The following is an 11,619-nucleotide window of genomic DNA, read 5'->3' on the forward strand; positions in this document are numbered from 1 at the left end:
ATGCCTATGGAGCGAGCACCCTTCGGGTGCCTGACGGATGAGCCACCTTGATTATATGATTACCCTAATGCTCAAGAGCGTCACCTCTGTATTGCCCTCCTTGGCTATTGGGGGAATGGGGGAAAATGGCTAACTTTGCCCCATAGAGAGATAGATATGCGGAAATAGCTCAGTTGGTAGAGCATTGGCTTCCCAAGCCAAAGGCCACGGGTTCGAGCCCCGCTTTCCGCTCCACTTTAGAGACTGTGCCTTCTCATCACCGAGAGGGCACAGTCTTTTTTTTGCTCCCTTCTCAGCCGATGGTCAAGCCACCTGGTGCGAGAGACTCACGGGTGGCTCACTATGCGAGCCGACTTGATGTATATTTCCTTCCGGGGCTTGTCGTCCTCATCCGTCTTCGTGGCGCAGATCTTCTCGACGGTGCGCATCCCGGAGACGATTTGCCCAAAGACGGTGTACTCCCCGTCAAGATGAGGCGTACCACCCTCGGTCATATACGCTTTCTTCACCTCCTCGGGCATCGGGCGCTCCTCACTCTCAAATTGCTTCAGCTCCCCCTCGAGGTAAAATTGCCCCATCACGATGTAGAATTGCAGACCATCGCTCCGCCGGTCGGGATTGATGTCATTCCCCACGCGGGCTGCCGCGACAGCGCCCCGCTTATGGAAGAGCTTGGGGTAGAGGATCTCCGCCGCAATGGTGGCGTGGCTGAGGGAGTCGATGTAGGTCCCCTTGGGATCCTTGCCACCCTTGAGTCCACCACCGGCCTGTGCCATGAAGTTTCGGATCACGCGGTGGAAGGTGGTCCCGTCGTAGGCTTTCTCTCTCACGCGGGAGAGGAAGTTCTCCTTGTGGAGCGGTGTCTCGTCGTAGAGTTCGATGACGAAGTCCCCCTTATTCGTCTTGAATCGGACGTAGGAGGGCTTCCCCTCCTGTGCCGCTGCCGTGAGCGAGAGGAGGAGGGTAAGTAGGAGGGCGAAGGGTAGGGCGTGTGGCTTCATGAGCTTTAGATGATCTGAGAGAAGTGGGAGAGGATGATGGCAGCGCTGAGCGCAACGTTGAGTGAGTCCCCTGCTGCTGTCGGCGACTTGGGGATCAGGATGGTCTCTGTGCAGAGTGACTTCACCTCGGGACGGAAGCCGTGCCCCTCGTTGCCGAAGAGCACCACCGCCTCCCGGGGCGTCGCTGCCTGGCCGATAGGCTTGCCATCGAGGTCGGCAGCGATGATCGGTCCTTCGTAGTCGGTCAGCGTGGCGACGAGGTCTATGTCGTAGTGTATGGCGAGGGCACCGAGGGCACCGGCGGTGGACTGCACCACCTTAGCCCCGTAGGGGTCGGCGCAGCCGCGACTCATCAGGAGTGTACCGATGCCGAGCCAGTCGCAGAGGCGGATGATGGTGCCGATGTTGCCGGGGTTCTGCACCTCGTCCAGTGCCACCACCAGCCCCTTGAGCCGACCGACCGCTTGGGCAGGGGGGATCCTGAGGAGGGCGAGGCAGTCCGAGGGACACTCGAGCTGAGACACTCGCTTCATCTCCCGATCGCTGACAAGGCGCACCCTCGTCTCGTCGACAGGCAGGTCGGTCGGTGCGGTGACGAGTAGCAGCTCTACATCAAAGTAGGGGAGCATCTCCTCGACCACCTTCACTGTCTCGGCGACAAAGAGCCCGGAGGCGTCTCTATTCTTCTTTAGCCTGAGGGAGCGGATCAGCTTGCTCTCCCTCTCAGACAGCTTTTCCATAGGTCACGCGCCACCAGGCGAGCAGAGCCCGCATATTGGGAAAAATGAGATTGGCACCCTCGCACCGGAGGAACTCCTCCGGGATGGGACCGGTGGTGACGGCTACCGTGAAGGCTCCGGCAGCAATGGCCGATCGGACCCCCAGCGGAGCATTCTCCACCACAAGCGTCTCGCCGGCGCTGTGTCCGGTGAGGCTCATCCCCCGGAGGTAGGGCTCCGGGTCAGGCTTCCCCCTCTCCACCTTATCTGCCGTGATCAGCTGCTCCTCGGTGAAGAGTCCCTCAAAGAAGGTCCCTGTCCGCGAGAGGGCATTGGCTGTCGTACTGCCTGTGACCACTGCGAGGTCGATCCCTCGCACCTCCTTGAGGTAGAGGATCAGGTCGTGCACATGGGGGATGGGGCGCAGGAGCTCGGACTGCCTCTCCTCGAAGAGATGCGTCTTGTATCCGTACACCTCCTCGATGAAGTCCTCTGTCGGCTCCACATCGTACGTCTTCCGGTAGAGGAGTCTGATGGTGTCCCTCCCTTTCATCCCCTCGGCACGGAAAAACTCCCCCTCCTCGTACTTTAGCTTATACTTGTCTGCCGCCGTTCGCCAGGCGTAGTCGTGGATCGGCATCGAGTCGACCAAGACGCCGTCCATATCGAGGAGGACCAGCCTTGGCTCCTCGGGGGGTAGGGGAGAGATCGTCATTTCTTTACCCTTCCTGCGCCGAGGTAGGTCCTGCGGTAGTACGGCTCGCTGAGGTGGGAGATGATCACGCCGCTGCGTGTGGTGGCGTGGGCAAATTTCCCATCCTCGAGATAGACCCCCACATGGGAGGCGCGACCTCCGCGTCTGTTGCGGATGTTGAAGAAGACCAGGTCGCCCTCCTTCAGGTCGTCCCGGGAGACCCGCGCCGTCTGACTCATCAGGTCGGCAGAGGACTGACGCCCGATATTGGTCTCGTAGACCGTCTCGTAGAGCCGGTAGACAAAGCCTGAGCAGTCGGTCCCCCTCCGGGACATCCCGCCGAAGCGGTACGGCGTGCGTAGCCAGTCCGCTACGAAGGCATACAGCCCCAGGTCATTCTCCGGATAGGAGAGCTCCATGCCGAGCTTGCTCGAGATGCTCTCGCTGAGAGCCACCATCTCCGGGGAGGGCGTCGCTGCAGCCTCCGAGGCCTGCTCCGCAAAGTAGAGCGAGCTGATCGGTCGCTTCGTGACGCTGCAGGAGGTGGTGCTGACAAACATCAGTGCGACGGCGATGAGATAGAGTGGGTTTCTTTTCATAGCTGAGTAGTGATCCGCGGGTGGGGCGAGACGCATCGGCTCTTTCCCCTCAGGTCAGGTGCTGAAAAAAGAGAGAAGCGTATGCTCAGCACTCATCTCATGGGGAGAATGGTGACGGGCATACGCTTGTGAGTTAAGTGGCTTAGTCTTATCCGCTCGAGACCTATGTCAGTAGGGTATCGTCTTGCAGAGTGAAGCCGAGTAGTAGTTAGTTGGCGACGATGTCCTTCGTCTCTACGGAGACGATCGACTTGTCACCCGTCGTGGTGCGGAAGGCTACGACACCATCGGTAAGCGCATAAAGGGTATGATCCTTGCCCATACCTACGTGCTCACCGGGATAGTGACGCGTGCCACGCTGGCGGACAATGATGTTGCCTGCCTTGACGACCTCGCCGCCAAACTTCTTGACGCCGAGACGCTTGCTCTCCGATTCGCGACCGTTCTTGGTACTACCTACACCTTTTTTGTGTGCCATATCTTGTATTCGAAATAGTCTAAAGAGTGAGTAAATAACTGACTGTCTCAGATCAGCCTACGATAGACTTGACCTGCAGCTGAGTGTACTGCTGACGGTGGCCATTGAGCTTGCGGTAGCGCTTGCGACGCTTCTTGTGGAAGACCAGCACCTTGTCGCCCTTGACGAGGGGCTCTACCACCTCGCAGGTCACCTTGGCGCCCTCGATGGTGGGCACGCCTACGGTGACGTTGCCCTCCTTGTCCAGCAGCATTACACGGTCAAAGTCTACCGTGTCGCCCTCCTTGACATCCTTCATGTGGTAGACGAAGAGCTTGCTGCCCTCCTCGACCTTAAATTGCTGTCCCTGAATCTCTACGATTCCGTACATATTGCTTTAGTTCTTAGAGTGATACCCGGCGGGTGAGGAGCTTATAGACCCCTGCTTACACGACCCGATGCGGAGTATTTCGTCTGCAAAGGTACTGATTTCCTTTGACATCCTAAAGTCTTCCCCGAGACCTTTGCATAATACCCCATCTGCAGCGTCACATTCGAGATTCGGGCTTGGTCATGTGCGTAAGCACACTCCCTTCGCCCTCACTCTCAGTCCCTTGCATCTGGGGTATTCTGCAAACTCCCTGCCGAAAAAGCGGTGCTTTTTCGGCGAAAGACCATTTTGCAAAGGTCTTTCCCCATGCTTGACCACCCTATCGGGGTGTGAAAGGTGTCTGCTTTGGGAAAGTGCGACAGGTGGTAATGCGCCCCTCCTGCCGGGGTGCCCTCTCCATAGTCTCCGATACCCGGTGTCACTTGTGGAGCGTGAAGAGGAACTCCAGCCCACCCTCGGGACTGTGCCTCCGCGCCTGTATCTGTCCGCCATGGAGGCGAATCGCATTTCGCACGATGCTGAGCCCCAGTCCGGAGCCACCGCGGTCGCGCGTGCGGCCGGAGTCAATGCGGTAGAAGCGCTCGAAGATACGCCCCAACTTCTCCTCCGGTACCCCTCGCCCGGTGTCGTAGTAGGAGAGGTAGACATACTCGTCGTCCCGGTGGTAGCAGGAGAAGCAGAGCGTCACTCCATCGCCGGCGTAGCGGAGGGAGTTCTCGATGAGGTTTTGGAAGACGGAGTGGATGAGGGAGTTATTGGCGTGGATGGTGAGCCCGTCAGGGATCTCATTGACGAAGCGGTCTCCACTCTGCTCTATGCGGTCGGCGAAGGCGATGCGCGCCTCCTCGACGACGAGCCCGAGATCGAGCTCCTCCATCCGGTACTCCTCCGCCTCCCGCTCGTCCATCTGGCTGATGAGGCGGATGTCGTCCATCATCGCACTGAGCCGCTCCGCCTGCCTGTAGGCCTTGTCGGTAAAGGCGGCCTGCTGCTCCGGCGAGAGGTCGCTGTAGCGCAGTGTCTCTAAGTAGCCTCGTATGGAGGTGAGCGGGGTGCGTATCTCGTGGGTGATATTGCTGGTCATCTCGCGCTTGAGCTGCGCCGTCTGGACCGATACGGTGACGTCCTCGATCGTGAGGTCAAAGGTCTCCGAAGCTGAGCGGAAAGCCTTTACCTCAAAGATGTGGCTCCCCGAGGGGATCATCGCCCTGCGGCTCCGCTCCTCGCCACTGGGAGAGGAGGTGATGAAGTCGCCGATCGGCTGCATGCTCTCCTCCGTGAGCAGTTCGGACAGGCTCTCGAGCGGAAGCGCCCGGGAGGAGATCATGCTGGCAAATTGGATGAAGTGGGTATTGGCAAAGAGGGTCGTACCGCTGCTGTCAAAGAGGGCAATGCCGATCTTGGAGAGGTCAAAGAGGGCGATCAGGTGCTGTCGCATCTCCTCCGTCCGCTCCACTGTCGCCTCGCTCTCGCTGAAGAGCCGGCGAAGCTCCTCGCCGAGGGCACCGATGTCATCGTCGGCAAAGAGTGGCCCCTCCATATGCTCCCCACGGCGCAGAGCGGCGGTGAGTCGTCTCAGCCCGCTGACGGAGCGGTCTGTGGCTCGGAGGCTGAGGAAGGTGCCTACCAGCATACCGAGGAGGATCAGGAGAGAGGGAAGGAGGCAGGCGAGCCAGAGCGTCTTGCGATCAGTCGCCGACTGCTCCCGGTAGGGTCGGGTCAGATGGATGTAGTGCCCATCGCAGTAGAGGGCGTAGTGGAGTTGCCCGTCCGCGGTGTCGCTCTCCTCTGCGGGGCTGAGGTGGTCACCGCTGTGGTTGTAGTAGGCGAGCCTCAGCTCGGGGTCCTCCGTGAGGGTGAGCTGTCTCCCCACCCGTGTGGTGTCGGTGGCGGCGGTGATGCGGAGGGAGGGGTTGACCAGCTCAGCCTCTATCCCATCGGGGAGTAGGGCGAAGAGGTCCTCGAGGGGAAGGGTGTGGTGGCTCTGCGCTATGAGGTCAGCGTAGGTGGCGAGAGTGTTGCTGCTCTCCCTGAGGTGCTGCTCCTCCGCAAAGGAGGCATCCCTATACTTGCTCCAGCAGAGGAGGGTGAAGGCGAGGCAGAGGAGGGTGAGGGCAAAGTGGAGCCCGAAGCTCCTCTTTGTAGGGTGGGGTGTGGAGCCGCTCATGGTGTCTCTCGCTATCGCTTGGAGGGCTGCTCGGCCTCCTCGCCATCCTCGTCGGCGCCCTCAAGCTCAGCGTCAATCTCATCTAAGGTCATCGGTCGGAGACCGTAGCCAAAGCCGACCCTGTTGTAGAGCATCGTGCCGTACTTGCCGAGCTTCTTCCGGAGGCGGGCGATGTGCACGTCCACCGTGCGGTCGAGGACTAAGCTCTCGCGGCTCCAGACGCGGTCGAGGATCTCCTGTCGGGTGAAGGTCCGGCCGGGAGCGGTGGCGAGCATCCTGAGGAGGTCGTACTCCGTCTTGGTGACGTCAAAGGGGTGACTGCCGTCGGAGACGGTCATAGCGATCTCATCGATGATGAGCGGTCCCACCACGATCCGGTCGCTCTCTACCGGCTCATGCTCGGCAGCAGCGGTGCGGTGGAGGACGCTCTTGACACGGGCGACCAGCTCCTTGACGGAGAAGGGCTTGGTGAGGTAGTCGTCTCCGCCGACGGTGAAGCCGTGGAGCAGATCATCCTCAGCGCTCTTGGCGGTGAGGAAGATGATGGGGATCTCGCACCCCTCGCTGCGGAGCTCCTCCGCCATCTCAAAGCCTGACATCCCCTCCATCATCACGTCGAGGACGATGAGGCTAAAGTAGTGTGGGTCCTCCTCTGCCTGCATCAGCCGCAGCGCTTCCTCTGCACTCGAGGCGGAGGTGGTCCGGAGGCCTATCCGCTCGAGGTGAAAGGCGACGATCTCGCAGATGTCGTCCTCGTCATCGACGATGAGGATCCGTGCCGGGCTGTCGGTCTCCGAGAGGGAGCGGGGCGTGTCGTCTCTCTTCATGTCACTCCTCAAACTCGTGTCGTACGTCTGTCCCCTCGACCAGGTAGATGGTCGACTCGGCGAGGTTGGTGGCGGAGTCCCCGATGCGCTCGAGGTTATGCGCCACGGTGTGGATCTGCAGTAGGGCCCGGATCTCGGCCTCGCTGTGCACCCTGTCGGCACCCTCGGTGGTGATCAGCTGGATGATCTCGCGCTGCTGGCGGTCGATATTGTCGTCCGCATCGATCACCTGATGCGCCACCTCGGTGTCCATGGTGGAGAAGGAGATGATTGCCGACCGGATCATCTCGGTCGTGTCGTCGAGCATCTGCAGCAGCCGCCGGGAGTACTCGTGCATAAAGTCGGAGGTGAAGTCGAGGTCGCGGGCGATATAGACGCCATTCATCACCATATCACCGACGCGCTCCAGATTAGTGGTGAGGTCGGGGTAGGCGATGATGCGCCGGAGGTCCTCCGCCTTGGGGGCAAACATATAGATGGTGTACGCCACCTCCTCACGGATGCGGATCTCGAGTCGGTCGATGACGTGCTCATTGGTGTCCGCCTCCTCGAAGAGCTCCTCGTCAAAGGGACCGGCAAAGAGCTTCCGCAGGATAGCCAGCTGGAGGAGGGTGACCTTGGAGATAAGCTCGTACTGGCTGTGGACGATCTCGAGCTTTCGGTCCTTGATGATACTGGTACTCATGGTGTGTGTGGTGCTTAGCTAAATACTCCGGTGAGGTAGTCCTCCGTGCGCTTGTCACTCGGGGTGGTGAACATCTTCTGCGTGTCGTCGTACTCGATCAGCTCACCGAGGTACATAAAGGCAGACTTGTCGGAGATGCGAGCCGCCTGACCCATATTGTGTGTCACGATGATGATGCTGTAGTGCTCCTTCAGCTCAAGGATCAGCTCCTCGATGGTATTGGTGGATATGGGGTCGAGGGCGGAGGTGGGCTCGTCCATCAGCAGCACCTCGGGCCGGAGGGCGAGGGCGCGTGCGATGCAGAGTCGCTGCTGCTGTCCTCCGGAGAGGAAGGAGCCTCTCTGGTGGGTCACATCCTTCACCTCCTCCCAGAGGCCGACGCTCTCGAGGGAGGTCTGCACCACCTCCTCACGCTCATCCTTGGAGAGGTGGATGCCATTGAGCTTATACCCGGCGAGGACATTCTCCGCGATGGACATGGTGGGGAAGGGGTTGGGCCGCTGGAAGACCATCCCCACCATTCGCCTCGCCTCCATGGGGCTCATCTGCATCAGGTCGTGGTCGTGGAGGAGGATTTGACCCTCGGTACGGATCTCGGGGTAGAGGTCGTGCATGCGATTGATCGCCCTCAGGAGGGTACTCTTACCGCAACCGCTCGGCCCCATAACGGCGGTGACGAGATGCTCATAGAAGGAGCAATTGATGCTCTTGATCGCCCGCTTCTCCGGCGTGTACGAGACTGAGAGGTCGCGCACCTCGATGATCGGGGTGAGGTCCTCCTCTTGGCTCGGCCGGTGGGTCGAGAGGATCTTGTCGGCTATGGGGATCTGACTCCCGGGCTGTCTCATGACCTTCGTGGAGCTATTGGTGGTAGTGGACATACAAATCTAAGATTATTTCGATTATCTCTTGACGCCCCGCTTTGCCGCAATCGTCTTGGCGGTCAGGTTGAGAGCCAGGATGAGGATCAGGAGGAAAAGGGCGGTAGACCAGATCAGGTCAACGAGATTGGGGTCGTTGTAAAACTCCCAGATCAGGAGGCTGACGGCGGAAGTGGGGCTGGTGACGTCGAGATTGACATACGTGGCGCCGAGGGCGGTGACCATCAGCGGTGCCGTCTCCCCCATCACGCGGGAGATGGAGAGGAGGATCCCGGTGATGATCGCTCCGATGGCGGAGGGGAGCAGCACGTGGAGCATGACGGAGGTGTAGGAGCTGCCGAGGGCGAGCCCCGACTCGAGGAGGGAGCCGGGCAGCATATTGAGCGCCTCCTCAGTGCTACGGGTGATCATCGGGATCATCATCAGTGCGAGGGCGACCGCTCCGGCGACGGCACTGTAGCTGTGCATGGCGCGCACCACCCACATGTAGACGAGGATGCCGCAGATGATCGACGGCACGCCCTGGAGGATGTCAGCAAGCGTGCGGACGAGGGTCGCCATCTTTTTCCCCCTATGGAGGTGGAGGTAGATGCCGCCGAGGAGTCCGAAGGGGATCGAGATGAGCGAGGCAAGACCCACCATGATGAGGGTGCCGACGATGCCATTGAGGATACCCCCGGGGATCGGCTGACCGCTCTGCTTGGCCAGCATCGCCTCGATTGAGGAGGGGACGACGCTGGTGAAGAAGTCGAGATTGAGCTGATGCCAGCCCTTGGCGATCAGTTCGATCAGGATTGCCAGGAGCGGGATCGCTGTGGCGATGCTGAGGAGGCAGACGAGGACAAAGGCGACCCGGCTGACCGCCCGGCGGCGCTGCTGGTGTGTCGGCCTCAGGGCGTAGGTCTCGAGGGAGTTGTGGCTGCTGCTCATGGCTTAAGTCTGGAGATGATGATCTTGGCGGCACAGTTGATCAGCGCCGTGATGAGGAAGAGGATCAGACCGATGGCGAAGAGGGCGCTGAGCTTCAGCCCCGTCGCTTCGCCAAATTGGTTGGCAATCACCGATGCCATCGTATTGCCGGTCTCGATCAGATCACCGCTCTCACTCAGGGTGAAGGGGATGTTGCTCGTATTCCCGATCAGCATCGTCACCGCCATCGTCTCTCCGAGGGCACGGCCAAAGGCGAGGGTGTAGGCGGCAAAGATGCCCGACGCAGCACCGGGGAGAGAGACGCTCTTGATCACCTCGAAGCGGGTCGCCCCGAGGCCATAGGCGGCCTCCTTCAGCTCTCCCGGCACCATGGAGATGAATTCGGTCGAGAGCGACGAGGCGTAGGGGATGATCATGATTGCGAGGACGATCGAGGCGAGGATGACGCCGAAGCCCTGCTCGCTCCACCCCCAGACGATCATCAGGTGGCGGATGGTGTAGAAGCCCCAGAGACCGTAGACGATCGAGGGGATCCCCGCCAGCATGTCCACGACGGAGCTGACGACGGCGGCGATCTTCTTTCCCCTAAAGTACTCGCCGGAGAAGAGCGCCACGGCAAGGGAGAAGGGGATGCAGAGGAGCAGTGCCAGGAGCGAGGTCTCCAGCGTGCCGACGATGAAGGGCCAGGCGCCGTAGCTCTGTGTCTTGTCGCTCCACTCGCTACCGGAGAGGAAGTCGAGGAAGCCGAAGTGGCTCACTGCGGGACCGCTCATCGAGGCGAGCGTGTAGATGATCGCGGCAGTCAGGATGATGAAGCCGATGCCGACGATCGTCAGCAGGGCGTTGAAGAAACGATCTTTTTTCATGGTTCGCTCAGGGGCTTACCCTGGTAGGTCATGGAGGCGATGACGGCTCTCGCCTTCTCAAGGGCAAGGGGCGGGAGGGAGGCGTAGTGAGTCTTGCGCGCCGCCTCGTGGGTCTCCTCGCCGACGATGTAGTAGAGGAAGTCCTGCAGCAGCCGGGCACTCTCGAGGCTCCTGTGACCGTAGCTCTGCTCCTTGTAGACGATGAGCCAGGTCATCGTGCTGATGGGGTAGGCGTCAGGGTCGGGACTGTCGGCGATCATCACCCGCGTGTCATCGGGGAAGTCGCTGAGGTTGGCGGAGAGGGAGATGCTCTCCATCGTGGGGGCGATGAAGTGCCCCGAGCGGTTGCGAATTGCTGCGGCGGGGATGCCGAGAGCCATGGAGTACTCCGAGCCGATGTAGCCTATCGCACCGGGGGTGGAGGAGATCACGCCGGCGACGCCGGGATTGCCCTTGGCGGCATTGCCCACCTTGATATCCAGCGTCTTGGCAGCACCAAGCTCCTCGCGCCACACCGAGTCGACCTTGCTCATGTAGCTCGAGAAGACGAAGGTGGTACCGCTGCCGTCCGTGCGGTAGATCGGGATCACCCTTTGGTCGGGCAGGGTGATGTCGGGATTGAGCTCTCGGATCGCCGGGTCATTCCACTCCGTGATCCGCCCGGTGTAGATCCCCGAGATCACCTCGGGCGTGAGTCGAAGCTCCTCGATGCCCTCGAGGTTGTAGGCGATGACGATGCCACCGATGCAGGTGGGGATATGGATGATCGGCATAGGCATAGCCTTGGCGATCTTCTCATCGGAGAGGAACTCGTCCGTCCCGCCAAAGTCCACCGTCGTCTCGGCCAGATTGCGCTGACCAGCGCCACTGCCGACACCGCCGTAGCTCACGTGGATGCCCTCCGCATCGCCATACTGCTTCGCCACCTCGATGTAGAAGGGGGCAGGGAAAGTCGCCCCGGCGCCACTCAGGGTCTTCGAGCCGGCGCAGCCACTCAGCCACGGAACGAGCACCAGACCCAGCAAGGAGTAGATCAGAAATTGCTTTGCCACAATATATAATGTATGAGTATCTGTCTCTGTGCGGCAAAGGTACCGAGGCGGTTATACCTTGCCGTTACGCTCGTGTGACATTGCTGTTACGGAGGGCGGGGTGATCCCTCTGGGATCGGCAGGCAGGGAGGCACCCCGGGCGGGGGATAGCACCCCGGGAGGGGTGCAATCTCTATAGGCATCGGTCATCCGCGAAGCGGTGACCGATGAGCAGCGCCCCACCTAACCCCCTTGACCCCTTGCGGGTCGAAAAGCCCCCCTTTCAAGCAAATTTCTAATACCGATATTAGACAACACTAATATCGGTATTAGACAACACTAATATCGGTATTAGAGAAAACTAATATCGG

13 protein-coding genes and 1 tRNA gene are annotated in these 11,619 nt (G+C 60.4%); 1 reads left to right on the forward strand and 13 read right to left on the reverse strand.

Features of this window, described 5'->3' with window-relative positions; all coding sequences use genetic code 11:
• Window positions 1–158: 158 nt before the first annotated feature.
• Window positions 159–234: transfer RNA gene (locus tag HMPREF2890_RS00240), tRNA-Gly, on the forward strand.
• A 92-nt stretch (window positions 235–326) separates the two neighbouring features.
• Here the strand turns inward: HMPREF2890_RS00240 and HMPREF2890_RS00245 are convergent.
• The 13 genes from HMPREF2890_RS00245 to pstS form a co-directional block, all read right to left on the reverse strand.
• Complete coding sequence (locus HMPREF2890_RS00245) at window positions 327–1,001, reverse strand: peptidylprolyl isomerase (protein ID WP_070463874.1); 675 nt, start codon at window positions 999–1,001, stop codon at window positions 327–329.
• Between the two features lie 5 nt (window positions 1,002–1,006).
• Window positions 1,007–1,741, reverse strand: coding sequence for an RNA methyltransferase (locus tag HMPREF2890_RS00250; protein WP_070463876.1), 735 nt, complete (start codon window positions 1,739–1,741; stop codon window positions 1,007–1,009).
• On the reverse strand, window positions 1,725–2,435 hold the full coding sequence (locus tag HMPREF2890_RS00255; protein WP_070463878.1) for an HAD family hydrolase: 711 nt from the start codon (window positions 2,433–2,435) through the stop codon (window positions 1,725–1,727). Before HMPREF2890_RS00255 ends, HMPREF2890_RS00250 begins: the two co-directional genes overlap by 17 nt.
• The gene (locus tag HMPREF2890_RS00260; protein WP_246825203.1) at window positions 2,432–3,013 is read right to left on the reverse strand and encodes a C40 family peptidase; all 582 of its coding nucleotides are present in this window, start codon (window positions 3,011–3,013) and stop codon (window positions 2,432–2,434) included. The genes HMPREF2890_RS00255 and HMPREF2890_RS00260 overlap by 4 nt, the downstream gene beginning before the upstream one ends.
• Window positions 3,014–3,221: 208 nt before the next feature.
• Window positions 3,222–3,491 carry a 50S ribosomal protein L27 gene (rpmA, locus tag HMPREF2890_RS00265; RefSeq protein ID WP_070463882.1) on the reverse strand — a complete coding sequence of 90 codons (270 nt, stop codon included), beginning with the start codon at window positions 3,489–3,491 and terminating at the stop codon, window positions 3,222–3,224.
• Between the two features lie 52 nt (window positions 3,492–3,543).
• A complete protein-coding gene (gene rplU / locus HMPREF2890_RS00270) occupies window positions 3,544–3,861 on the reverse strand; it encodes a 50S ribosomal protein L21 (RefSeq protein WP_070463884.1) in 318 nt (105 codons plus the stop codon).
• A 418-nt stretch (window positions 3,862–4,279) separates the two neighbouring features.
• Complete coding sequence (locus HMPREF2890_RS00275; protein ID WP_070463887.1) at window positions 4,280–6,028, reverse strand: sensor histidine kinase; 1,749 nt, start codon at window positions 6,026–6,028, stop codon at window positions 4,280–4,282.
• 11 nt (window positions 6,029–6,039) lie between these two features.
• Window positions 6,040–6,855, reverse strand: a complete 816-nt coding sequence (locus HMPREF2890_RS00280; protein WP_070463889.1) for a response regulator transcription factor — start codon at window positions 6,853–6,855, stop codon at window positions 6,040–6,042.
• Between the two features lies 1 nt (window position 6,856).
• The gene (locus HMPREF2890_RS00285) at window positions 6,857–7,540 is read right to left on the reverse strand and encodes a phosphate signaling complex PhoU family protein (RefSeq protein ID WP_070463891.1); all 684 of its coding nucleotides are present in this window, start codon (window positions 7,538–7,540) and stop codon (window positions 6,857–6,859) included.
• 14 nt (window positions 7,541–7,554) lie between these two features.
• Window positions 7,555–8,421 carry a phosphate ABC transporter ATP-binding protein PstB gene (gene pstB, locus HMPREF2890_RS00290; protein ID WP_305775538.1) on the reverse strand — a complete coding sequence of 289 codons (867 nt, stop codon included), beginning with the start codon at window positions 8,419–8,421 and terminating at the stop codon, window positions 7,555–7,557.
• 21 nt (window positions 8,422–8,442) lie between these two features.
• Complete coding sequence (gene pstA, locus HMPREF2890_RS00295; RefSeq protein ID WP_070463893.1) at window positions 8,443–9,351, reverse strand: phosphate ABC transporter permease PstA; 909 nt, start codon at window positions 9,349–9,351, stop codon at window positions 8,443–8,445.
• Window positions 9,348–10,217, reverse strand: a complete 870-nt coding sequence (pstC, locus tag HMPREF2890_RS00300; RefSeq protein ID WP_070463895.1) for a phosphate ABC transporter permease subunit PstC — start codon at window positions 10,215–10,217, stop codon at window positions 9,348–9,350. Before pstC ends, pstA begins: the two co-directional genes overlap by 4 nt.
• Window positions 10,214–11,269 (reverse strand): phosphate ABC transporter substrate-binding protein PstS, encoded by a 1,056-nt coding sequence (gene pstS, locus HMPREF2890_RS00305; protein WP_070463898.1) that lies wholly within the window; start codon window positions 11,267–11,269, stop codon window positions 10,214–10,216. The genes pstC and pstS overlap by 4 nt, the downstream gene beginning before the upstream one ends.
• Window positions 11,270–11,619 lie beyond the last annotated feature (350 nt).

The sequence above is a fragment of the Porphyromonas sp. HMSC065F10 genome, from assembly GCF_001808555.1.
Lineage (GTDB): Bacteria > Bacteroidota > Bacteroidia > Bacteroidales > Porphyromonadaceae > Porphyromonas_A.

Excerpts from the sequence above, each read along its gene's own strand:
- HMPREF2890_RS00255 (WP_070463878.1), bottom strand. The coding sequence starts at position 2,435 with ATGACGATCTCTCCCCTACCCCCCGAGGAGCCAAGGCTGGTCCTCCTC.
- pstC (WP_070463895.1), bottom strand. The coding sequence starts at position 10,217 with ATGAAAAAAGATCGTTTCTTCAACGCCCTGCTGACGATCGTCGGCATC.
- HMPREF2890_RS00285 (WP_070463891.1), bottom strand. The coding sequence starts at position 7,540 with ATGAGTACCAGTATCATCAAGGACCGAAAGCTCGAGATCGTCCACAGC.
- HMPREF2890_RS00245 (WP_070463874.1), bottom strand. The coding sequence starts at position 1,001 with ATGAAGCCACACGCCCTACCCTTCGCCCTCCTACTTACCCTCCTCCTC.
- HMPREF2890_RS00260 (WP_246825203.1), bottom strand. The coding sequence starts at position 3,013 with ATGAAAAGAAACCCACTCTATCTCATCGCCGTCGCACTGATGTTTGTC.
- HMPREF2890_RS00275 (WP_070463887.1), bottom strand. The coding sequence starts at position 6,028 with ATGAGCGGCTCCACACCCCACCCTACAAAGAGGAGCTTCGGGCTCCAC.
- rpmA (WP_070463882.1), bottom strand. The coding sequence starts at position 3,491 with ATGGCACACAAAAAAGGTGTAGGTAGTACCAAGAACGGTCGCGAATCG.
- pstB (WP_305775538.1), bottom strand. The coding sequence starts at position 8,421 with ATGTCCACTACCACCAATAGCTCCACGAAGGTCATGAGACAGCCCGGG.
- HMPREF2890_RS00280 (WP_070463889.1), bottom strand. The coding sequence starts at position 6,855 with ATGAAGAGAGACGACACGCCCCGCTCCCTCTCGGAGACCGACAGCCCG.
- rplU (WP_070463884.1), bottom strand. The coding sequence starts at position 3,861 with ATGTACGGAATCGTAGAGATTCAGGGACAGCAATTTAAGGTCGAGGAG.
- HMPREF2890_RS00250 (WP_070463876.1), bottom strand. The coding sequence starts at position 1,741 with ATGGAAAAGCTGTCTGAGAGGGAGAGCAAGCTGATCCGCTCCCTCAGG.
- pstA (WP_070463893.1), bottom strand. The coding sequence starts at position 9,351 with ATGAGCAGCAGCCACAACTCCCTCGAGACCTACGCCCTGAGGCCGACA.